At 61.3% G+C, this 20,597-nt stretch carries 22 protein-coding genes; 19 read left to right on the top strand and 3 right to left on the bottom strand.

Annotation, left to right across the window (positions count from 1 at the left end):
- The first annotated feature begins 127 nt into the window (after positions 1–127).
- Both AB1286_RS22125 and AB1286_RS22120 read left to right on the top strand, forming a co-directional pair.
- Positions 128–493 carry a hypothetical protein gene (locus tag AB1286_RS22125; protein WP_430365392.1) on the top strand — a complete coding sequence of 122 codons (366 nt, stop codon included), beginning with the start codon at positions 128–130 and terminating at the stop codon, positions 491–493.
- Between the two features lie 152 nt (positions 494–645).
- On the top strand, positions 646–1,155 hold the full coding sequence (locus AB1286_RS22120; RefSeq protein ID WP_430365391.1) for a DUF1697 domain-containing protein: 510 nt from the start codon (positions 646–648) through the stop codon (positions 1,153–1,155).
- A gap of 214 nt (positions 1,156–1,369) precedes the next feature.
- On the opposite strand, the gene AB1286_RS22115 is transcribed toward AB1286_RS22120, so the two are convergent.
- Positions 1,370–2,314 (bottom strand): LysR family transcriptional regulator, encoded by a 945-nt coding sequence (locus tag AB1286_RS22115; protein ID WP_430365390.1) that lies wholly within the window; start codon positions 2,312–2,314, stop codon positions 1,370–1,372.
- A 231-nt stretch (positions 2,315–2,545) separates the two neighbouring features.
- Here AB1286_RS22115 and AB1286_RS22110 point away from each other — a divergent pair, with 231 nt between their 5' ends.
- The 7 genes from AB1286_RS22110 (at position 2,546) to AB1286_RS22080 (ending at position 8,710) form a co-directional block, all read left to right on the top strand.
- Positions 2,546–3,853 carry an MFS transporter gene (locus AB1286_RS22110; protein WP_430365389.1) on the top strand — a complete coding sequence of 436 codons (1,308 nt, stop codon included), beginning with the start codon at positions 2,546–2,548 and terminating at the stop codon, positions 3,851–3,853.
- 2 nt (positions 3,854–3,855) lie between these two features.
- Positions 3,856–5,046 (top strand): M20 aminoacylase family protein, encoded by a 1,191-nt coding sequence (locus AB1286_RS22105; protein ID WP_430365388.1) that lies wholly within the window; start codon positions 3,856–3,858, stop codon positions 5,044–5,046.
- A 498-nt stretch (positions 5,047–5,544) separates the two neighbouring features.
- Complete coding sequence (locus AB1286_RS22100; RefSeq protein WP_430365387.1) at positions 5,545–5,793, top strand: energy transducer TonB; 249 nt, start codon at positions 5,545–5,547, stop codon at positions 5,791–5,793.
- Between the two features lie 533 nt (positions 5,794–6,326).
- A complete protein-coding gene (locus tag AB1286_RS22095) occupies positions 6,327–6,911 on the top strand; it encodes an RNA polymerase sigma factor (RefSeq protein WP_430365386.1) in 585 nt (194 codons plus the stop codon).
- 17 nt (positions 6,912–6,928) lie between these two features.
- On the top strand, positions 6,929–7,243 hold the full coding sequence (locus tag AB1286_RS22090) for a hypothetical protein (protein WP_430365385.1): 315 nt from the start codon (positions 6,929–6,931) through the stop codon (positions 7,241–7,243).
- A gap of 1 nt (position 7,244) precedes the next feature.
- Positions 7,245–7,541 carry a 4Fe-4S dicluster domain-containing protein gene (locus tag AB1286_RS22085; protein WP_430365384.1) on the top strand — a complete coding sequence of 99 codons (297 nt, stop codon included), beginning with the start codon at positions 7,245–7,247 and terminating at the stop codon, positions 7,539–7,541.
- Positions 7,542–7,768: 227 nt separating this feature from the next.
- Positions 7,769–8,710 carry a LysR family transcriptional regulator gene (locus AB1286_RS22080; RefSeq protein WP_430365383.1) on the top strand — a complete coding sequence of 314 codons (942 nt, stop codon included), beginning with the start codon at positions 7,769–7,771 and terminating at the stop codon, positions 8,708–8,710.
- Between the two features lie 4 nt (positions 8,711–8,714).
- On the opposite strand, the gene AB1286_RS22075 is transcribed toward AB1286_RS22080, so the two are convergent.
- Entirely contained in the window at positions 8,715–9,794 is a 1,080-nt protein-coding gene (locus AB1286_RS22075; protein ID WP_430365382.1) for a porin, read from the bottom strand.
- A gap of 95 nt (positions 9,795–9,889) precedes the next feature.
- Complete coding sequence (locus tag AB1286_RS22070; protein WP_430365381.1) at positions 9,890–10,792, bottom strand: HpcH/HpaI aldolase/citrate lyase family protein; 903 nt, start codon at positions 10,790–10,792, stop codon at positions 9,890–9,892.
- 274 nt (positions 10,793–11,066) lie between these two features.
- Between AB1286_RS22070 and AB1286_RS22065 the strand changes: the two genes are divergently transcribed.
- The 10 genes from AB1286_RS22065 to AB1286_RS22020 all read left to right on the top strand — a co-directional run bounded on the left by AB1286_RS22065 (position 11,067) and on the right by AB1286_RS22020 (position 20,533).
- Positions 11,067–11,816 carry an IclR family transcriptional regulator gene (locus AB1286_RS22065; RefSeq protein WP_430365380.1) on the top strand — a complete coding sequence of 250 codons (750 nt, stop codon included), beginning with the start codon at positions 11,067–11,069 and terminating at the stop codon, positions 11,814–11,816.
- Between the two features lie 39 nt (positions 11,817–11,855).
- Positions 11,856–13,142, top strand: coding sequence for a CaiB/BaiF CoA transferase family protein (locus AB1286_RS22060; protein WP_430365379.1), 1,287 nt, complete (start codon positions 11,856–11,858; stop codon positions 13,140–13,142).
- A gap of 66 nt (positions 13,143–13,208) precedes the next feature.
- Positions 13,209–14,216 (top strand): cyclase family protein, encoded by a 1,008-nt coding sequence (locus tag AB1286_RS22055; protein WP_430365378.1) that lies wholly within the window; start codon positions 13,209–13,211, stop codon positions 14,214–14,216.
- 23 nt (positions 14,217–14,239) lie between these two features.
- On the top strand, positions 14,240–15,694 hold the full coding sequence (locus AB1286_RS22050) for an MFS transporter (protein ID WP_430365377.1): 1,455 nt from the start codon (positions 14,240–14,242) through the stop codon (positions 15,692–15,694).
- A gap of 315 nt (positions 15,695–16,009) precedes the next feature.
- Positions 16,010–17,515, top strand: coding sequence for a toluene monooxygenase (locus AB1286_RS22045; RefSeq protein WP_430365376.1), 1,506 nt, complete (start codon positions 16,010–16,012; stop codon positions 17,513–17,515).
- A 24-nt stretch (positions 17,516–17,539) separates the two neighbouring features.
- Positions 17,540–17,800 (top strand): toluene-4-monooxygenase system B family protein, encoded by a 261-nt coding sequence (locus AB1286_RS22040; RefSeq protein ID WP_430365375.1) that lies wholly within the window; start codon positions 17,540–17,542, stop codon positions 17,798–17,800.
- Positions 17,801–17,807: 7 nt separating this feature from the next.
- Positions 17,808–18,143, top strand: coding sequence for a Rieske 2Fe-2S domain-containing protein (locus AB1286_RS22035; protein ID WP_430365374.1), 336 nt, complete (start codon positions 17,808–17,810; stop codon positions 18,141–18,143).
- A gap of 14 nt (positions 18,144–18,157) precedes the next feature.
- On the top strand, positions 18,158–18,472 hold the full coding sequence (locus tag AB1286_RS22030; RefSeq protein WP_430365373.1) for an MmoB/DmpM family protein: 315 nt from the start codon (positions 18,158–18,160) through the stop codon (positions 18,470–18,472).
- Between the two features lie 12 nt (positions 18,473–18,484).
- Positions 18,485–19,471: an aromatic/alkene monooxygenase hydroxylase subunit beta gene (locus AB1286_RS22025; protein ID WP_430365372.1), complete on the top strand. Its 987-nt coding sequence runs from the start codon at positions 18,485–18,487 to the stop codon at positions 19,469–19,471.
- A gap of 54 nt (positions 19,472–19,525) precedes the next feature.
- Positions 19,526–20,533 (top strand): NADH:ubiquinone reductase (Na(+)-transporting) subunit F, encoded by a 1,008-nt coding sequence (locus AB1286_RS22020; RefSeq protein WP_430365371.1) that lies wholly within the window; start codon positions 19,526–19,528, stop codon positions 20,531–20,533.
- Positions 20,534–20,597 lie beyond the last annotated feature (64 nt).

The raw sequence follows: 20,597 nt of genomic DNA, 5'->3' as shown, positions 1-20,597 counted from the left end.
GCCAGAATAGGACACTCGACGGGGATCTCGGAATCGCAAACCATCTGTCGATGGACCATGAGATGAGGTTAAATCCAAATCAAGGCCAAATCCTTTCCCCGCGCACGGACTCCATCCGCCAAACAGAATGACCTGGACGCTTCCACCTCAAGGCAAGAGCAATGCGCCAACGTGGTTAAAAACGAGCCTTACTCTCCTCTATCGTTTGCTATGCGGACTGTTGGTACTAGGCACGCTTTTGCTCATTGTGATGCAAGTATTTGACATTCCGATTCCGTTCGATACGCCTCGGACGTTTTCGCTATTCATCCTGGCCGGGGGAGTGCTCGCGCTCACACACGCCTTGCGCACTTGGCTTTTGCGCCTGCCGATCCCGACTCGATACTCCCAACCGGTGCCATATGGCTATCCAGGATGGCGCGGCTTTCTCCAAGCCCAGTTTGCTACAGGATGTTTCCTGTTTTTCTTCGGTGCCCTGCTGCTTTTGCTTTGAGTCGTAAACGTCGCCGAGTCTAATGGCCGCTTTATAGAAAGATCGTTGTCTCTTATGGGTCGAAAGCCGCCACCACAATGCATTGCCACGGCAAGATCCCGTCTCCGCCAATCCCCAAAGCCACGCAACAGGCGTGGCGATAGAATGCACGGATGACCACATATATTGCTCTCTTGCGAGCCGTGAACGTCGGCGGCACAGGCAAACTCCCCATGGCCGAGTTGCGAGCGATGTGCGAATCCGTCGGCTTTTCCAAGGTACGCACCTATATCGCAAGCGGCAACGTCGTCTTCGAAAGCCGCCTCTCCGAAGCGTCGGTAAAGACCAAGCTGGAGCGTTGCCTGGAAACATACGCCGGCAAGCAGGTAGGCGTTGTAATCCGAACCGGAGTGGAGTTGGCTGCCGTACTGGCGGGCAACCCTTTCCAATCAGCAGCACCGAATCGAACGGTCGCTATATTCCTCGATGCACCTCCACCCACGGACACCCTATCCGGCGTGAGCGGCCAACAAGCGGAAGAGATCGCGCTCGGAAAGCGCGAGATCTACGTGCATTATGGAGACGGCATGGCGAAATCAAAGCTGAAGATCCAAGCCGCCAAGTCCGGAACCGCCCGCAATATGAACACGGTGGCAACGCTCGCCGAATGGGCCGCTGCGTAGCTCGAAGTCACTCACGCGTCTTTGTGCGGCCATGAGCGGACGTCGAATGGTTGATGCGGAGAACTCGGAGCGACCACATAGGGTCGGCCACAGCCGACCGCTCCTCGAACGGTAGCAGGCCAGAAGGGGACGCCCTTTACAGCTCAGCCCTTTCCCGAGATTCGAAAAAGCGCCCTACTCCTTTTGTTTTTTGACCCCAGGTCAGTAAGCAGCATCACTTCACCGCGTCGGTTTCCGACGTCACTTCGTCGGTCCACTGCGCGTACGGGTCGAACGGTACGCGTGTCTCCATATCGCGTATGAATCGAGAAAGCGGCCCGTTCATATGATCGCGGCGCCACACGAATTCCAGCGGATAGGTCAAGGTCAGTTCGGGATGCTCAATCAGCTGCGTTCCGGGCGGGCAGCTATGTAGCGAGGTATCCGGCACGATCGAATAGCCGAGTCCTGCGGCCACGAGCCCGAGAATCGTCGTCGTATCGCCGCCAAGCTGCACGATGTTAGGCGAGAATCCGGCCAGCTGACACTGGCGGATCAGGAAATCGTAATAGGCGGGTGCGGTATCGCGGTCGAACCACACGCATGGCAGCGGTGCGAGATCGGCGAGCCGCGCCGGAACCTTCATGATTGCCGATGCCCGCTTCGGCATCGCGATGCGCAGTCCACAGCGCAGCACCGTGATCGCGTCGAAGCGCGTGTCGCGCACGTCGCGCCAACCGAGAAACCCACCATCGAGCTTGCCTTCCGCGAGCGCGATCAACTGCTTTGCCGCGAGCAGCGGCTCGACGCGCAGAGAGATATCGGGCTGCGCCTGCCGGAAACGATTGATCTGCGACAGGATCGCCGGATGCCAGCTATAGGTGGGCGATACACCTAGCCGCAGTGCGCCCGCGCTGCCCTGCGCTACTCTCAACGCACGTTGCCGTGCCGACTGAAAATCGATCAACAGCCTGCGCGCATCGAGCGCGAACTGTTCGCCGGCGGCAGTCAGTTCGACGCCTTTGGCGCTGCGCGAAAAAAGCGGCGCGCCGAGTTCTTCCTCCAAATCGCGAATCTGTCGGCTCAAGGCCGGCTGCACGATATGAAGTTGCCGCGCCGCAGCAGCCACGCTACCCGAATCGGCGACGGCGAGGAAATAGCGTATGTGTCGGATGTCCATAGGCACACCGAGGCGTAATGTTGCGCGAAGTCTCGCATGCCAAAGATGCGCGAGCCAGACGGGCTAACCCGCTTGGCATCGTATGAGGGGTGGCTGCGAGCCTTGTACGGCAAGGGCTTGCCGGGGGCTATGCCCAAAAGGTATCGGCGCTATTTTTAAACAGTATGCCGAAAGAGCATAGCGCTGGCGTTAAGTTGACGATCATTCCAACGATACGCGGACACAGCTCCCATGCGACGAAACACACCACCACGCGACCTCGCCGCAAGCGACATCAAGACCTTTGCGGCCGCATCGATCGGCAATCTGCTCGAGATCTACGACTTCATCGCCTACGGCATTTTCGCCGTCCCCATCTCCCGCACTTTCTTCGCCACCCACTCGGAATTCGTGTCGCTGCTGCTGACGTTCATCACGTTCGCAGTCGGCTTCGTCGCGCGTCCGCTCGGCGCGCTGGTGCTCGGCCGTTACGCGGATCGCGCCGGCCGCCGACGCGCGCTCAGTCTCACGCTGATATTGATGGCAGCCGGTACGCTCGTGCCTGCCGTGTGCCCTTCGTATGCCGCGATCGGCATGGCGGCGCCGGTGATCGTCGCGTGCGGACGTCTATTGCAGGGCTTTTCCGCAGGCGGCGAGATCGGCGGCGCGGTTGCGTTGCTGGTGGAGAACGCGGGCGAGTCGCACAAGGGTTTCGCCTCGTCGTTCCAGCAGATGTCGCAAGGCGGCGGAGCGATGCTCGCGGGTCTCGTCGGACTCATGCTGACGCATCTGTTTACCGATGCGCAGATCACGGGCGGTGCGTGGCGTCTCGCATTCGTGTTCGGTCTTTTGATCGGCCCGGTGGGCTGGTATGTGCGCCGTTCGATTCCGGAGACCGCTGCCTTCGAGCGCGCGAGCCTGCAACGCAAGGCCGACCTGTGGCCGCAACTCATGCTCTATCGCTGGCGGCTGCTGGGCGGTGTCGGCATCCTGGTGTTCTGGACCATCGCCACCTACGTGTCGAACTACTTCACGACCTACGCGGTACGCGAACTGCATCTGAGCCTCTTCGACAGCTATCTCGGCCAACTTGGCTACGGTATTACGATGGTGATCGCCTGTCCGCTGATCGGTGCGCTGTCCGACCGTATCGGCGTGCGCAAGCCGATGCTCGTCGGCGCGCTCGTCACCGCGGTAGCCGCGTATCCGCTCTTCTGGTTTCTAGCCCAGCATCCCGGCCGCTTCACGCTGATCGCGGTGCAGATGATCATCTCGATCCTGCTCGCCTGCTATGCGGCCTGCGCATCGAACGTGCTGGCGAGCTTCTTCCCGGTTCAGTTCCGCGCCACCGGCGTCGGCTTCTCGTACGCGACCGGCGTGACGATCTTCGGCGGCCTGACGCCCCTACTGGTGACGAGCCTGATCGGCATGACGGGCGACAAGCTCGTGATCGGCTACTACCTGGCCGCTGCGGCGCTTGTCAGCTGCATTCCGGTCGCATTGTCGCCGCGCACGCACACTTCTTCCCAACCACAGGCACCGGTTGCCTTGACTGAATGACCATGCTGAACGACCCGCGTCTCGACGCTATCGAAGACGATCTCATCAAAATCCGCCGCCATCTGCACGCTCATCCGGAATTGCGCCACGAAGAGGAACAAACGGCCGACTACGTCGCCGCACGACTCGCCGAATGGGGCATCGAAGTAGTGCGTAACATCGGCGGCCATGGCCTCGTCGGCGTGCTGCGCAGCGGCAAGAGCCCCCGTTCGATCGGTCTGCGCGCCGACATGGACGCGTTGCCGATGCAGGAGCACAACCGCTTCGCGCATGCCTCGCGCTTTCCTGGCCGCATGCACGCATGCGGCCACGACGGCCATACCGCGATGCTGCTGGGCGCCGCGCGCTACCTCGCCGAACATCGCGAGTTCGATGGCACGATCAACTTCATCTTCCAGCCGGCAGAAGAAGGCGGCGCCGGCGCGCGCCTAATGATCGAAGACGGACTCTTCGAGCGTTGTCCGATGGATGCCGTGTTCGGCGCGCACAACTGGCCAGGCATCGCGGCCGGTGCGTTCGCGCTGCGGCCTGACGCGATCATGGCGTCGAGCAACACGTTCAAGGCGGAGCTATCGGGTTTCGGTTCACATGCTGCCCAACCGCATCGCAGCGTGGACCCGGTGATCGCCGCCACCACGCTCGCGCAAGCGTGGCAGACCATCGTGTCGCGCAACGTCAATCCGAACGATCCCGCCGTGCTGTCGATCACCGAGATCCACGCGGGCAGCACGGTCAACGTGATTCCTGGACAGGCGAGCCTGAGCGGCACGGTGCGCACATTCAGCGTCGACGTGCTCGATCTGATCGAGCGGCGCATGCGCGATATCGCGCACGGCGTGGCCGCCGCGTTCGACGTGCGCGTGGAGTTCGAATTCCAGCGCATGTATCCGCCGCTCGTGAACGATCGGGCGTCGACCGCTTTCGCGGGGGAAGTGCTGAAGTCGGTATTCGGCGCTGCGAACGTCGATGAAAACATCGCACCGCAGATGCCGTCGGAAGACTTTGCGTTCTATCTACAGCACCGTCCCGGCTGCTATGTTTTTATCGGTAACGGCGACGGCTCGGAATATGGCACCTGCGGCTGTGCGATTCCGCTGCACAGCCCAAACTACGACTTCAACGATGCGCTGCTCAAACCGGGCACCGCGTGGTGGGTATCGCTGGCTCGGGCTTGGTTGCCGGTGCCACGTTGAGGCGGGTGGCGGTTGCGACACTGCTCGGTTGGACGCCGGCGCCATATGCATCGGAGATCCGGATGGCGCGATGCGGCGAGTAACCATCGCGACGGACACCCCACGCCGGGTCTGACACGCGGCCTCGAGGCAACCGTCTGATCGGGGCGCGCAGGCGAGCAGTAATTCATATCAACCGGGCGCGTTTCGATCAACGAACCCGAGTTCTGCTATCCGGGCGATGGGTCATTCGCAACAGCGGCATCCGTGCCTTAACTGAAGCAATTGAAACAATGACAGGAACACTCTTTAACGCTATATTCTGAATCGAATTATGCGTATGCGCTCAAAACATAAAACCAATCGATAGCCTTATTACCTACAAAAATGAAAACAGTCCTCAGTGCGCTGCGCGTCGCGGTCTTGTTCGCCGGCTGCGGCCTTCTCATATCTTGCACCGCGGTGTCGAATGCACCAACCCCAGCTGCGTCACCGGTCCGCGATGGAATCTACTGTAAGATGGCCAAGCCGGAGTTTCCTCTGGAATCGCAAAAAGCCCACGAAAGCGGTAAGACGAAGCTTATGTTTGAACTTAGTCCCACGGGAAACTTTGAACACATTACCGTGGTGGAATCGAGTGGCTACCAGCGTCTCGACGATAGTGCCATCAAGTCAGTCCAAGCCAGTCATTGCCTGCCGTATTACAAAAACGGCAAAGCTGTAAGCATCGGGGTTACTTCAGCGTATGATTTTCTCCCAGTGAAATAGGACAAGAGTGCACATTTCCTAGCGAGACTCTCCGGTCGAACAGCGACGCCGCCGCGGACGAAGGCGATGAGAGGCTAGATCTTGCATGCCGACGTCGCTGCGCGATACCGCGTTCCGTCTCGGAACCGACATCCAAAAGGAGACGGGATGCAGGACCGTTCACAGCCGACGAGTCGCACGTGTTTTTGTACGGACTGGGTATTGTGCGAGAACTTGCCGCATGGAAGCACAATTAGTTGTCCGGTTGCTACGGTGTTACTGAGTTCATCCGGAATTTTATGAGCGTTGGAAACACGAGCAAACGTCAACGATAGGTCGAATTTCCCCAGATCGTCATAGTCCAGATTCTGTCCGATCGACAATGACTGCGCCACATATGCAGCCGATTTTCATTTGTATGCCCTCCTTTTTTGATTTCAGATCGGCGAGCCGCGCCGCTTTAGGGAGGCACTAACCCCCAAGCTGCGAGCCGCCCCCCCCAAAAATCCCCCCAACGTCCACAATATTCCCTCGCCCCATCCGTCTTCAGGGGCATGGACCAGCCATTCACCCCGGACACGATGGACGAACGAGACCGCGACATGACCGCGACGATCGTGCGCGAGCGCACGCGGCTCGGGAATTTCATCCGGCGCCGCGTACGCGACCCGAGCGATGCCGAGGACATCCTGCAAGACGTCTTCTACGAATTCGTGCAAGCGTACCGTCTACCCGCGCCCATCGAGCAGGCGAGCGCGTGGCTGTTTCGCGTCGCACGCAACCGCATCATCGACCGCTTCCGCAAGAAGAAGGAACAGCCGCTCGCCGAGTTGTCCGACAGCGATGCCGCCGCGGACGAAGACGATTACCGGCTGGATCTGGCCTTGCCCGCGCACGATGCCGGCCCTGAAGCGCAGTACGCACGCAGCGTCTTGCTGGACGCCCTGCTGACAGCGCTCGACGAGTTGCCGGCCAACCAGCGCGAGGCATTCGTCGCGCACGAACTGGAAGGGCGCAGTTTCAAAGACATGTCGGCGGAAAGCGGCGTGGCGGTCAATACGCTAATCGCGCGCAAGCGTTACGCGGTACTGCATCTGCGCGCGCGGTTGCAAAACACGTATGACGAACTCGATATCTAAAGAAAAGGAGTCGATCGATGAATTACCGGAAGTTCAGATGGGCCGGCAAAGCGGTGTTTGTTCTGGTGGCGATTGTCGCACTCGGATGGGGCGTCACACTCCTATGGAATTGGGTGATGCCCGCACTGTTCGCCGGCGCGCGAACGATCGATTTCGCGCATGCGCTTGGCTTGCTCGTGTTGAGTCGGATTTTGTTCGGCGGATTCCGCGGTTACGGCGGCGGCTGGCGCCATAGACGCCACTGGCGGAAGTGGGAAGCGATGTCGCCCGAGGAGCGCGAGCGTTTTCGCTCATCATGGCGTGCGCAATGCGAAACGCCGAAGGGAGAATGACATGCGCGAGACGTCGACCACTGTCTGCAAGCAGCCGCCGGGCGTGATCGTGCCAACGGTCGATCTGCGCCGTTGCGAGGGCAAGGGCGATTGCCTCACGGTCTGCCCGGAAAACGTATTCGAGATCCGGCGCATCGACGACGCCGATTACCGCAGTCTCGGCATGCTGCATCGTTTCAAACTGCGCGTGCACGGCATGCAGGTTGCCTATACGCCGAACGCCGACGCATGCCGTTCATGCGGCTTATGCGTGACGGCTTGCCCCGAGCGCGCGATCACGCTGACCCGGGCGAAATAATGACGGGGCCGGAATTCACTGTGGTGACGGCGTAAATCGCGGTATTCGATTGGTCATCTCGACGTAGCTAACCGTGCCCGCGCTTACGCTTTAATAATTGAAGTGTCAATACTGGACCCTAAAGAGGTCATTGATGAAGATGAATGGTCGTGTTCCCTTGGGGCCGAGCGGGTGACGCTATGCGTTACGGCCCATATCCACTACTCAGTGAGCATAGGGTCGCCACCATGAATCTTCGTTCAGTCGATTTGAATTTGCTCGTCACGCTCGATGCGCTCCTCAGCGAGAAGCAGGTCACGCGCGCCGGCAAGAAAATCGGGTTGACGCAACCGGCTGTCAGCAACGCGCTCGGCCGGCTGCGCCATATGTTCAAGGACGAGATCCTCGTGCGCGCAGCCGCCGGCATGGAGCTGACGCCGCGCGCCAAAGCGCTCGCGCCGACGATCCGTCAAATCCTTCAGCAAATCGAAGCCTTGCTCGCCTCGGAGCAATCGTTCGATCCACTCCAATCGGAACGGCAATTCGCGCTGAGAATGTCCGATTTGACCGAGCTTTTGTTTTTGCCGGCGCTGTCGCGCAGCATCCGCGCCACAGCCCCCAAAGTTAAGTTGAGCGTAGTGCATCTCTCGCCGCAACACGCCATCGAGGCCCTAATAGAGGGCACGATCGACATGGCGCTCAGCACCGGCCTCGACGATTCCGGTTCGCTGCGTTCGCAGATCCTGCTGCGCGACCGCATGGTATGCGTCACGAGTCGCCGATACGTGTCCTCGCATCAACCGCTTTCGCTCGATCGCTTCGTCGCACTGGATTTCTTGAACGTGTCATCCAGTTGCACGGGAAGCGGCGTCGTCGACAGCCGACTGGCCGAACTTCATTGCGCCCGGCGCGTCGTCCTCACTGTCCCGCATTGGCTCGTGGTACCGGACATGCTGATCGCCCTTCCCGTTTCCGTCATTATGTCGGCGCGCCACGCGGCGACGTTACAGTCCGGCCGCTTCGCCATCCAAGAGTTGCCGCTAGCATTGGAGCCATTGATTTGGTCGCTCTACTGGCACCCGCGCCACGATACAAACAACGCGCATCGTTGGCTCCGTACGCGAATACTCGAATCCACCGCGTCGATGAAAGACCAGTCGCTCTCCTCCGAGGCGGAGGCATTATGCTGACCCATCAAAACTGCTTACGCATCCCCAATGCCACGCCCGCGCTCGACGTTTTGCCGCTGGCGAGCGAATAGCCGAGAAAGTTGTAGTTGTAATTATCGAAATCGAGCGCCGCACGCCAAGCATAGCCCCCGGCTACGTAAAGCAGCGTCGACTTTGACAGCGAATAGTCCATTTCAAGCGTGACCTGCTTCGGGTTGGCAGGGGCGGCGGCCGCCGCCCCTACCCCGGGGTTTTGCAACACGACATTCTCGTAATAAAAGCCGCCGAGCGCCTGCAACGCTGGCGTGAACCGGTACCGCACGCCAGCCCAATAAAAATCGAATCGCGTCACGACACCCGGCGTCGTCACATTGGCACTCCCGTGTTCGAAGCCCGCAATGAAGGTCGCCGGGCCAGGACGGATCATCGCCGCAATCGCATACCGCCGAAAATGCGTCACGTTCGGAACGGCACCGTTGACATCGTCATAGCCCGCGGCCACCCCCACCAAGCCGCTCGAATATTCGATGCCGAAACCCGATCCGGCACCCGCACTGAAAGCACCAGGGGTGCCGCCGAACGAATAATGTGCGCGCAACGAGAACCGGTCGAAGTCCGCGTAGTACTTGACCATGTTGTTTTCGCGGAAGTTGATCCCAACGATGGCACCGTCCGGCTCATAAAGCGTCGAATAGCCGTTCGTCAGCGAGTAGTGATCGAAAACATCGAACAACGAGGTGTACTGCCGCCCGAAGCGCACGCCGCCCCACCCCGCCCGGCTCAGCGCGAGCCATGCGCCCCGATCGAAGCCGCCCGTCGCGACGCCCTTCCCGTTGTTCATAAAGATCGAGCTTTCCAAACGCACGTCGACACGCCAACCGTCCCGCAGTTCTTCCACTGCCTTGATGCCCCATCGCGATCCGCTTTTCCCTCCCGAGCCCATACGTACGAGCGTGCCGGAACCCTGAGCCGGCGTGGGTTGGTTAGTCACGATTTCGGTATAGATGTCGGCTATGCCATAGAGCGTGACGTTCGTCTGCCCGATCGCACCCGCCGATGCCGAAGCCAATCCCATACCGCATGCCGTCAGCCATTGCTTGTTCATTTCCCACTGTCTCCTTAGTAGTCCTTATTGTTTTTCGAGTAGTACATCGACCGCATCTGCATCGCTGCCCTAGCGGCCAAACTTCCGTGCCGCTACTACGACGCGTGCTGCAAGCGCCGGCTCAACGCAGCATCGCGTTCGATAACACGCCGAGCCTGAGCGAGAACGGGCAAGTCGATCATCTTTCCGTCCACGGCGACTGCGCCGCGGCCGGCGCTGCGCGCAACAGCGTAAGCGTCGACGATATGACGGGCGCGGGCCACCTCGTCCGCCGAGGGCGAGAACGCGCAATTGAGCGCGTCGACCTGTTTCGGATGAATGCAGGTCGCGCCGACAAAACCGAACTCCGCCGATTCGCGCGCCATCCGCTCGAGGCCGGCGAGATCGCTTAGCTCGTCCGGCGTACCGATCAAGCCGAGCGGCCAAACGCCGGCAGCCGCCGCCGCGATAACCAGCAATTGCTTCGGGACGCGCAATACGTTCGCATTGGCCTGACTACCGCATCGCAGCGCGAAGTCGCCCCCACCGAGCATCATTCCAACGGTTCGCGCCGATGCGCGCGCAATTCGATCCATGCACTCGAATGCTTGCGGCGTCTCGATCGTCGCGATTATCCGCGTAGCACCGCGCTCGCGGCCATGTTCGTGCTCGAGCATGTCCAAACATTCGTCGATCGCCGTCAGATGCGATGCACCGAGCACTTTCGGCACGACTACGCCCGTCACGCCCGCGTCCACAGCCGCACGCAAGTCCTCCACCATCCAACGCAACGGCCCGTTCACACGAACAAGCACGCTCATTCCCGTCGCCGCGATCCGCCGCGCCGCCACAGGCAGCACGCTTCGCGCGTCGCGCTTCGATTCGGGAGGCACGCTGTCCTCCAGATCGAGCAACGCCGCATCGGCACGCGAACGGCAAGCGCTATCCACATAGCGGCTGATATGCGCCGGTACATAGAGCAAAGAGCGCCAAGGAAGGAACGGCAAAGCTTCGGTCATCACGGTCACCAAATTCACAAAATGAAAGTGACTTTCATTTTCTTGCCACATGCACGCGGCGGTCAAACTATCGTAAACCCGTTCTGCTGTGCACAATGGCCATCGTCAGCTCTCCTTACTATTCGCTTGCACGAACCGAAACGTGTTGACATGTCCAACTCAACGGATAAAAATGAAAGTGACTTTTGTTTTTTTAACCAGGGCGGCTCCGCGGCGATCGCACCATCGCGTCGAACGGCGTACCCGGTTCGTTACGGTCTAAGTAGAGGTTCAAATGAATGCTCAAGCCGATGGCGGCGTCGCCGCCGTCAATCGCGCCCTCACGGCGCTTCTCGCCTTCGGCGATGCCCCCAACGGATTGATGCTCGCGCAGGTCAGCGAAGCGACTGGGCTGAACATGAGCACGTTGCTGCGGCTGTTCGAATCGCTCGAGACTTTCCGCTTCATCAAACGGCTGCCCGACGGCCGTTATGTCCTCGGTCCGGCTAGCTTTCACCTAGGCATCATGTATCGCGAGTCCTTCCAACTACGCGAATACGCCGTTCCGATCTTGCGCAAATTGACCGACGAAACGGGAGAAACGGCGGCCTACTACGTGCGGGAAGGCGACGAGCGCGTTTGTTTATTTCGCTTTTACGCTCGGCGCGCCGTTCACACGCATTTGCGCGAAGGCGATCGTTTCCCGCTCGATGCCGGCGCGGCCGGCCGTGTCCTGCTGGCGTTTTCGGGAACACGCGGCAACGACTACGACAAGGTGGCCGAACTCGGCTATGCCGTGTCGATCGGCGAACGCGATCCCGAAAGCGCGGCGATCGCGTGTCCCGTCTTCGGCGTCGGCCGCATGCTGAGCGGCACGATCTCGCTCGGTGTGCCGCGCTATCGATTCAACAAAAAAGTACTCGCCGACTATCTGCCGCTCGTCCAGGCGGCTGCCGCTCAGTTGACGCACGAACTGGGGGGCGACCTGCCCGGCGGCTTCTCGAATCAATCTCAAGCGGCGGTACACAGCGCGCTGAACGACTAATGCGCCTCGTTGGCGGCCGCGCCACATAGGAGACGAAGGATGTCCGTAGCACACATGCCCGCGCAAGACGCTCGCGCCGCGCGGCGAGGAAGCACAGGCGCCATTCACGAAAAGCGATTCGACGGCGCAGCGCGCGGTCCGCTCGACGGAATACGCGTCATCGACTTGTCGCGCCTCATTGCGGGCAACATGCTGAGCCTTCAGCTTGCCGATTTCGGCGCCGATGTCGTCAAAGTCGAGAACGAGCGCGGAGATACGCTTCGCGCCGTCGGCGCGGGGGGCATTAGCACCAATTGGAAAGTCTACGGGCGCAATAAGCGCAGCGTCTGCCTAGATCTGCGTTCGGCGGCGGGGCTCGAGCTCGTACGCAAGCTGGTCGCGCAAGCCGATGTCTTCATCGAAAGTTTCAAGCCGGGCGTTCTCGAGCAAATGGGCCTCGGGCCTGACGTGCTGCACGCGATTCGCCCCTCGCTCGTGATCGCGCGCATCTCGGGCTGGGGGCAGACGGGTCCCTATCGGCATAAGCCCGGCTTCGGGACGCTGGCGGAAGGTTACTCAGGCTTTGCCGCCATCAACGGCTTCGCCGACCGCGAGCCCGTATTGCCTCCGATCTTCCTCGGCGATATGACGGCCGGGCTCTCCGGCGCCATCGCCGTTTTGGTCGCGCTGCTATCCCGGTCGCGGCGCGATACGCCGGGGCAAGTGATCGACGTGTCGCTATTCGAGCCGATGTTTTCGATCCTCGGCCCGCTCGCCGCCAACTATGCGATGACGGGCAAGATCAAGCCGCGCACGGGCAGCCGCTCGACCAATACGGCACCGCGCAATGCGTATCGCACCCGCGACGACAAGTGGCTGTGTCTTTCGACTTCGACGCAAACGATGGCCGAGCGGCTGTTTCGTGCCATCGGGCACGCCGAATTGATCGACGATCCGCGGTATGCAAACAACGTCGAGCGCGTCCAGCGTGCCGACGAACTCGATGCCATCGTCGGGGCCTTCATCGCCGAACGCGATCTGGACGCCAACCTCGCGTTTTTCGAATCGGCCGGCGTCACGGTCGGCCCAATCTACGACGTCGCCCAAATCGTTCAGGACTCCTATGTGATCGAACGTGAAGTGCTCGTGGAACTTCCCGACGCGGATGTCGGCAGCTTGCCGATGCACAACATCGTGCCTCGCCTTTCGGGTACGCCTGGCGTATTTCGCCGACCGGCGCCCTCGCTAGGCGAACACAATCGCGAGGTGCTAATGCCGCTCGTCGGCGAATGCGAGTATGCGGCGCTGACCGAGCAAGGCGTCATCGTCGGATCTCGCACCGAATAGCCGGAGACGGCCGCACGGTAGGCTGCGCTTGCGCCGCGGCCTGTCATAACAATGGAGACATAGCGCATGAATCCACGTTGGATTCGCCGCCCGCCCGGATCGAATTGGGGCGAGTTCGGTGCTGACGATCAAAAAGGCCGCTTGAATTGGCTCACGCCCGAGAAGGTGCGGCTGGCGGCGGCCGAAGTTCGTGAGGGGCTCGTCTTTTCGCTGAGTCTTCCGCTCGACGTGCCGCGCGGCGGCGGGCTGAATGGACGCCGCCGCCCTCCCGCGATTTCGCCGGCTTTTCTCGACGGCAAACCCTATTTCGGCTATCGCGCCGACGAGCGCGTGCGCGGAGCGACCGATGTCGTCTGCGACGACGCCTTTTGCATGCACTCGCAGTTCTCGACGCAATGGGACGCGCTCTCGCATGTCGGCTCGCTATTCGACGCCGACGACGACGGCCACGCCGAACGCGTCTTCTATAACGGCTATCGCATGGGCGAGCATATCCGCGTGCCGGAAAACGGCGCGGCAGCCGGCGGTGCGCACGCGCTCGGTATCGAGGTCATGGCGCAGGCCGGCATGCAAGGACGCGGCGTCATGGTGGACCTGCGCCGCCGTTTCGGCGACGAACGCCGCAAGATCGGCTACGACGATTGGATGCGCACGTTGGAGGCCGATGGCATCGAAGTGGAGCGCGGCGACATCGTCTGCGTCCATACCGGATTTGCCGATAGATTGCTGACGAGCGATAACGCATCGCTGAACATCTGTTGCGTGCTCGACGGGGACGACGTGCAACTGCGGCGCTGGATCGACGAATCGGGCCTCGTCGCGCTCGTCGCCGACAACCATGCGGTGGAGGAGCGGCCACAACAGCTGGCCGATCGCGACTCGCCGGGAGCGATGATGCCGCTACACGAGCTGTGTCTCTTCAAGCTCGGCATTCATCTAGGCGAGTTATGGCACCTAACGCCGCTCGCGGCCTGGCTTGTGCACAACAAGCGCTTTCGCTTTCTCTTGACCGCGCCGCCGCTCCATTTGCGCGGCCTCGTAGGTTCACCGGTCAACCCGATTGCGACTGTCTGACAACAACTCTTCAGGAGACCTTCATGTCCACCTCCCAGGCGTCGTCGATCACGGCGCGCATCGACCGTCTGCCGCCGACTCGCACCGTCTGGCACATCGTTTTGCTATTGAGCGTAGGCGGCTTCTTCGAAGTCTACGATCTATTCCAGATGACTTATCTACCGTCGGGGCTCGTTCGCGACGGCATCTTCCACGTCGGCGCCAATGGCTTATTCGGCATGTCCGATCAGGGCGCGCTGGGCGCCGCGACGTTTGCGGGGCTTTTCATCGGCGAGATCTTCTTGTCGCGATTCGCCGATGTCGTCGGCCGACGGATCTTATTCACGAGTTCGCTCGTGCTCTATACGGCCGCCAGCTTGGCGATGTGTTGGCAACATACGGCGCTCGGCATTTGCTTGTGCCGTCTCATCGCCGGTTGCGGCGCGGGCGCCGAGCTGATTACGATCGGCGCGTTTCTGACCGAACTCGTGCCCAAGGCCGTACGCGGTCGCGCATTCGCCTTGTGCTTCTCGGTCTCTTACCTGGCGATGCCCGTGCTCGCCTTCGCTTCCTGGCGGTTGATTCCCCACGCCCCGCTCGGACTCTCGGGTTGGCGCTGGGTGGTCTTACTCGGCGGCAGCGGCGCCGTCGTCGCGGGCTGGCTGCAAGCGAAGCTACCCGAATCGCCGCGTTGGCTCGCAATGCGCGGACGCGAGCGCGAAGCGCTGGCCGTTCTGACGTCGATCGAGCAGCGCGTGGAGCGCGAACATGGACGCCCGTTGCCGCCGCCGATGCGTGAGGCACATCCGGTCCCTCGGGCCGAATCGACGACGCCGGCGCCTTCGATGTGGGCCGGCGGCTATCGTCGGCGCACGTGGATGCTCATCGCATTCAATGCGTTTCTCAGCATCGGCTTTTTCGGCTTCAGTCAATGGCTCCCGACGCTCCTGGTCGCACAAGGCGCCGCCGTCACGAAAAGCCTTTGGTACTCGTTTCTCATCGCGTTCGCGTTCCCGGTCTCGCCTTTCATCGCCGGCGGACTGGCCGATCGCATCGAACGCAAATGGCTCATCGTGGCGTGCGCGTTAGGGGTTGCCCTATTCGGTACGGCGTTCGCCATGGTCGGGCATTCACCATTTGCCGTCGTGTTCGGTCTGCTCGTCACGCTGTGCAATGCCGTGATGGCCGGCAACGCCACCGCCTATCAAGCCGAAATTTTCCCGACGCAAATCCGCGGCAAGGCGTTGGGCTTCGTCCATTCGATCGGACGGCTGACGGGCGTCGCCAGCAGCTTTCTCGTCGCGCTCCTGCTCCAGCATGGCGGTCCCGCCGCCGTTTTCACATTGATCGTCGCCAGCATGGGTATCGTGATCGTCTCGATCGGCGCCTTCGGCCCTCGCACGAACGGCCGCTCGCTCGAAGAGATCGCGGGCGAGGCGGCGAGCGGCGTCCGACGCATCGGCCCATCGGCACATGCAGCGCGAATTCAAACGCGATGATTGACGGTAAGCGCTTTCTTAATTCGCAATATCGAGATTGTTGATCAATTGATCAAGCCCGCGAGCAGACGCTTTTCGTTTGGATTTGATTAAGCCGTCAAACCGAGGCTCGACGCCGGGGCCGTTTCATCATCCGGCCACCGTGCCCTCATACCCGCGCAGATGCGCCGGCGCTAGGAATCTCGGGATTTCTCGCGTTTAGGCGGTCCTGATTCAACGCCATTGGCATTGCCCTTGCATTGGAAGAGGCGCCCGGTACGGTCACCGATCTACCGGGACATACCTGAGACCTATTCCAATCACGGAGACAACCCCATGGCGTTACTCGAACGCGCGGCGTGGTACGACATCGCACGCTCCACCAACTGGACCCCGAGCTATGTGACGCAGTCCGAGCTCTTTCCCGAACTCATGTCGGGCGCCCAAGGCGTACCGATGGAGGATTGGGAAGCCTACGACGAGCCCTATAAGACCTCCTATCCCGAGTACGTCCGCGTCCAACGCGAGAAAGATGCGGGTGCTTACTCGGTGAAGGCTGCGCTCGAGCGCAGCCGCATGTTCGAAGACGCCGATCCGGGCTGGCTCTCGATCCTTAAGGCGCACTACGGCGCGATCGCCCTCGGCGAGTATGCGGCCATGAGCGCGGAGGCGCGCATGGCACGCTTCGGGCGAGCGCCCGGCATGCGCAACATGGCGACGTTCGGCATGCTCGACGAGAACCGCCACGGGCAACTTCAACTGTATTTCCCGCACGATTACTGCCCGAAAGATCGTCAGTTCGACTGGGCCCATAAGGCTTATCACACGAACGAATGGGGCGCCATCGCCGCACGCAGCACGTTCGACGATCTATTCATGTCGCGCAGCGCGATCGAAATCGCCGTCATGCTGACGTTCGCGTTCGAGACGGGCTTCACCAACATGCAGTTCCTCGGTTTAGCGGCAGACGCAGCCGAGGCCGGCGATTTCACGTTCGCGAGCCTCATTTCGAGCATTCAGACCGACGAGTCGCGCCATGCGCAGATCGGCGGCCCCGCATTGCAGATTCTCATTGCAAACGGGCGCAAGGAGCAGGCTCAAAAACTCGTGGACATCGCAATCGCGCGCGCTTGGCGCTTGTTCTGCCTGCTCACGGGCACGTCGATGGACTATGCGACGCCGCTCGAACACCGCAAGCAATCGTTTAAAGAGTTCATGCGCGAGTGGATCGTCGGCCAATTCGAACGCACGCTGATCGACCTGGGCCTCGACCTGCCCTGGTACTGGGACCAAATGATCAACGAGTTCGATTACCAGCATCACGCCTATCAAATGGGCATTTGGTTCTGGCGTCCGACGGTTTGGTGGAATCCCGCTGCCGGCATGACGCCGGATTGCCGCGAATGGCTCGAAGAGAAATATCCGGGCTGGAACGATACGTTCGGCAAGGCATGGGACGTCATCATCGAGAACCTGCTGGCGGGCAAGCCGGAACTCACGGTTCCCGAGACGCTGCCGATCGTCTGCAACATGAGCCAACTGCCGATCTGTGCGGTGCCCGGCAACGGCTGGAACGTGAAGGACTATCCGCTCGATTACAAAGGCCGAACCTATCACTTCAATTCCGAAATCGATCGTTGGGTCTTCGAGCAAGACCCCGTGCGATATCGCGATCACCTGACGCTCGTCGACCGCTTCCTGGCCGGCCATATTCAACCGCCCAATTTGATGGGCGCGCTCAAGTACATGAATCTCGCACCCGGTGAAATCGGCGACGACGCCCATCACTACGCGTGGGTCGAGGCTTATCGCGCACGGCGCGAAGACAAACGCGCCGCTTGAAGCGGTGTCTGCATGGAGGACGACATGGCACTTTTTCCCCTGATTTCGAATTTTCAGTACGACTTCGTACTGCAACTGGTGGCCGTCGATACGGAGAACACGATCGACGAGGTGGCGGCCGCGGCCGCTCATCACTCCGTGGGACGGCGCGTCGCGCCGCGTCCCGACAAAGTCGTACGCGTTCGTCGCCAAGGCGGCGAGGCGTTTTATCCGCGCGACGCCAAATTGAGCGATACCGACATCGTGCCGATGGAGACGCTCGAATTCATCTTCTGCGACGCATGAGGCCGCTATGAGCTATCGGAAAGTATGCACCCTCGACGACGTCTGGGAAGGCGAGATGACCGAGGTCGAAGTGGACGGACATGTGATCGTGCTCGTCCGCCCCGAAGGGGGCGAGCCCCGCGCCTTTCAAGGGATTTGTCCGCACCAGGACATCCCGCTTGCCGAAGGGAAATTCGACGGCCGCGTATTGATGTGCCGCGCGCATCAATGGACGTTCGACGTGTCCACCGGCAAGGGCATCAACCCCGGTGACTGCCGCCTGGCCGAGTACGCCGTGAAAGTCGACGGCGACGACGTGCTCGTATCGGTCCAAGGCGTCGAGCCGCTTTTTGCCCATTCTTGAATTCGGAAAACCCCATGAGCACCGACAACACCGCACAGGCCTATCGCAACAACCGCGTCGGCCCTGTGCTGCGCGCGAGCAGCATCACGGCCGGCGTCATCGAAGCCGCGCACGAAGACAACCCGGGCAAGGAAATCAATGTCGACGACAAGCTGGCCTATGTGCGCATCTATGCCGACGGCGAGTTGATTTTGCGTCGCGCCACGCTGGAGGAGGCACTGGGCCGACCGTTTCGCATGTCCGAGCTCGAAGTGAATCTGAGCTCCTTCGCGGGCCGCATCGAAACGACCGACGACTACGTGCGCTTCTATTACGAAAAAACGCTGTAACCGGAGACGAGCATGACCCAACCCGACATCCTAAAGCCCCTGAAAACGTGGAGCCATTTGGCCGCACGCAGGCGCAAGCCGAGCGAGTACGAAATCGTCTCGACCAATCTGCACTACACCACCGACAATCCCGACGCGCCGTTCGAACTCGATCCGAACTTCGAAATGGCACAGTGGTTCAAGCGTTATCGCAACGCTTCGCCGCTCAAGCATCCCGATTGGAATGCGTTTCGCGACCCCGACGAAATCGTCTATCGCACCTACAACATGCAGCAAGACGGACAAGAGACATACGTGCTCGGCTTGCTCGATCAATTTTCGGAACGCGGTCACGATGCGATGCTCGAGCGACCCTGGGCCGGAACGTTGGCTCGGCTCTATACGCCCGCGCGCTTTCTCTTTCATGCCCTGCAAATGGGTTCGGCCTACCTCACGCAAATCGCGCCGGCCTCCACGATCTCGAACTGCGCGGCCTACCAAACGGCCGACTCGTTGCGCTGGCTGACGCACACGGCCTATCGCACGCGCGAACTCTCGCAAACGTTCGGCGAGACCGGGTTCGGCGAGAACGAGCGGCAGATCTGGGAACTCGATCCCGCATGGCAGGGCTTTCGCAAACTCGTCGAACACGCGTTGACGGCATGGGATTGGGGCGAGAGTTTCGTTGCGCTCAGCCTCATCGTGCGACCGGCCGTCGAGGAAACCGTGCTACGCGCGCTCGGCACCGCCGCGCGCCAACATGGCGATACGTTGCTCGGATTGCTGATCGATGCCCAGCTCATCGATGCCCAACGCCATCGCCGATGGGCGACCGAACTCGTCCGCATGGCGCTGGAAGAGGAAGGCAATCGCGACGTGCTGAGGGCTTGGGTCGCCAAGTGGGCGCCGCTCGGCCAGGCCGCGATCGAGGATTGGTGCGCGGCGTTGCCCGACGCGGGCCAGGCTGCCGCCGATGCGATCGCCGCCACGGAATCGTTCCGGCGCTCGATCGGACTTTAAGTCGATACGGCCGGCGCAAGCCGGCCGCGCACTTCCACCCTGCCTTAAGCCACCATGAAATACCGGATCACCCTTGACTCGGGCGAGGCGTTCGACGTCGCCCACGACGAAGACACCCTGTTGCGCGGCGCGCTGCGCGCGGGCATAGGATTGCCGCACGAGTGCAGCGTCGGCGGTTGCGGCGCTTGCCGATTCGAACTCGTCGACGGTTCGGTCGATACGCTCTGGCACGAAGCGCCCGGGCTCACCGAGCGCGACCGCAAGCGCGGCAAGCGCCTAGCGTGCCAATCGAAGCCGTCGGGGGATTGCACGATCCGCGTACGCTGCGACGACAGCTATCGCCCCGTCGTCGCTGCATCGAAATGGACCGCCACGTTGAAGGCGCGGCGTGCCTTGACGGCCGACATGAGCGAATTCACGTTTCACGTCCCGGAACAGGCAAGTTTTCGCGCGGGGCAGTATGCCTTGCTGTATCCGGCTGCCGCCACCGGCGCGCGAGCGTATTCGATGTCGAACCTGGCGAACGGCGAAGGCCTATGGCAATTCATCATCCGCCGGGTACCAGGCGGCGCCGGCAGCAATGCGCTCTTCGACGCGATCGAGATCGGCGAGCAAATCGTGCTCGATGGGCCCTACGGTCATGCCCATCTGCGCGACGACAGCCCGCGCGATATCGTCTGCATCGCGGGCGGTTCGGGATTGGCGCCGATGCTTTCCATCGTACGCGGTGCGCTCGCGCAGCCCGGTGCGCGCCGCGTACGCTTCTTCTACGGGGCACGCAGCCAGGCCGATCTCAGTGCGCTACAGGCCCTCGATACGCTCGCGGCAGACCATCCGCACTTGAAAATCGACGTCGTGCTATCCGCGCCGCAGCCGGCGCCGCCCTGGGACGGAGAAACAGGCTTCGTGCATACGCTCGTCGAACGAGAACTAGCTTTGTCGATCGCCGAACACGAGTTTTACTTCGCCGGCCCACCGCCGATGATCGAAGCCGTGCAAGAGATGTTGATGCTGCGGCATCGCGTCCCGTTCGACCAGATCCATTTCGATCGATTCGTCTGATCTTCCGCCGCGTGCCGAACGGATGCGATGCGCGCGGCCGCCCGCCGCGACCGGATGTCCTCGT

The sequence above is a fragment of the Trinickia sp. NRRL B-1857 genome, assembly GCF_050470685.1.
GTDB lineage: Bacteria > Pseudomonadota > Gammaproteobacteria > Burkholderiales > Burkholderiaceae > Trinickia.
This window is presented reverse-complemented; position numbering and strand designations above follow the sequence as displayed.

Excerpts from the sequence above, each read along its gene's own strand:
- AB1286_RS22040 (WP_430365375.1), top strand. The coding sequence starts at position 17,540 with ATGGCACTTTTTCCCCTGATTTCGAATTTTCAGTACGACTTCGTACTG.
- AB1286_RS22035 (WP_430365374.1), top strand. The coding sequence starts at position 17,808 with ATGAGCTATCGGAAAGTATGCACCCTCGACGACGTCTGGGAAGGCGAG.
- AB1286_RS22125 (WP_430365392.1), top strand. The coding sequence starts at position 128 with ATGACCTGGACGCTTCCACCTCAAGGCAAGAGCAATGCGCCAACGTGG.
- AB1286_RS22110 (WP_430365389.1), top strand. The coding sequence starts at position 2,546 with ATGCGACGAAACACACCACCACGCGACCTCGCCGCAAGCGACATCAAG.
- AB1286_RS22070 (WP_430365381.1), bottom strand. The coding sequence starts at position 10,792 with ATGACCGAAGCTTTGCCGTTCCTTCCTTGGCGCTCTTTGCTCTATGTA.
- AB1286_RS22120 (WP_430365391.1), top strand. The coding sequence starts at position 646 with ATGACCACATATATTGCTCTCTTGCGAGCCGTGAACGTCGGCGGCACA.
- AB1286_RS22090 (WP_430365385.1), top strand. The coding sequence starts at position 6,929 with ATGAATTACCGGAAGTTCAGATGGGCCGGCAAAGCGGTGTTTGTTCTG.
- AB1286_RS22050 (WP_430365377.1), top strand. The coding sequence starts at position 14,240 with ATGTCCACCTCCCAGGCGTCGTCGATCACGGCGCGCATCGACCGTCTG.
- AB1286_RS22095 (WP_430365386.1), top strand. The coding sequence starts at position 6,327 with ATGGACCAGCCATTCACCCCGGACACGATGGACGAACGAGACCGCGAC.
- AB1286_RS22100 (WP_430365387.1), top strand. The coding sequence starts at position 5,545 with ATGGCCAAGCCGGAGTTTCCTCTGGAATCGCAAAAAGCCCACGAAAGC.
- AB1286_RS22080 (WP_430365383.1), top strand. The coding sequence starts at position 7,769 with ATGAATCTTCGTTCAGTCGATTTGAATTTGCTCGTCACGCTCGATGCG.
- AB1286_RS22030 (WP_430365373.1), top strand. The coding sequence starts at position 18,158 with ATGAGCACCGACAACACCGCACAGGCCTATCGCAACAACCGCGTCGGC.
- AB1286_RS22025 (WP_430365372.1), top strand. The coding sequence starts at position 18,485 with ATGACCCAACCCGACATCCTAAAGCCCCTGAAAACGTGGAGCCATTTG.
- AB1286_RS22020 (WP_430365371.1), top strand. The coding sequence starts at position 19,526 with ATGAAATACCGGATCACCCTTGACTCGGGCGAGGCGTTCGACGTCGCC.
- AB1286_RS22060 (WP_430365379.1), top strand. The coding sequence starts at position 11,856 with ATGTCCGTAGCACACATGCCCGCGCAAGACGCTCGCGCCGCGCGGCGA.
- AB1286_RS22085 (WP_430365384.1), top strand. The coding sequence starts at position 7,245 with ATGCGCGAGACGTCGACCACTGTCTGCAAGCAGCCGCCGGGCGTGATC.
- AB1286_RS22045 (WP_430365376.1), top strand. The coding sequence starts at position 16,010 with ATGGCGTTACTCGAACGCGCGGCGTGGTACGACATCGCACGCTCCACC.
- AB1286_RS22065 (WP_430365380.1), top strand. The coding sequence starts at position 11,067 with ATGAATGCTCAAGCCGATGGCGGCGTCGCCGCCGTCAATCGCGCCCTC.
- AB1286_RS22115 (WP_430365390.1), bottom strand. The coding sequence starts at position 2,314 with ATGGACATCCGACACATACGCTATTTCCTCGCCGTCGCCGATTCGGGT.
- AB1286_RS22105 (WP_430365388.1), top strand. The coding sequence starts at position 3,856 with ATGCTGAACGACCCGCGTCTCGACGCTATCGAAGACGATCTCATCAAA.
- AB1286_RS22055 (WP_430365378.1), top strand. The coding sequence starts at position 13,209 with ATGAATCCACGTTGGATTCGCCGCCCGCCCGGATCGAATTGGGGCGAG.
- AB1286_RS22075 (WP_430365382.1), bottom strand. The coding sequence starts at position 9,794 with ATGAACAAGCAATGGCTGACGGCATGCGGTATGGGATTGGCTTCGGCA.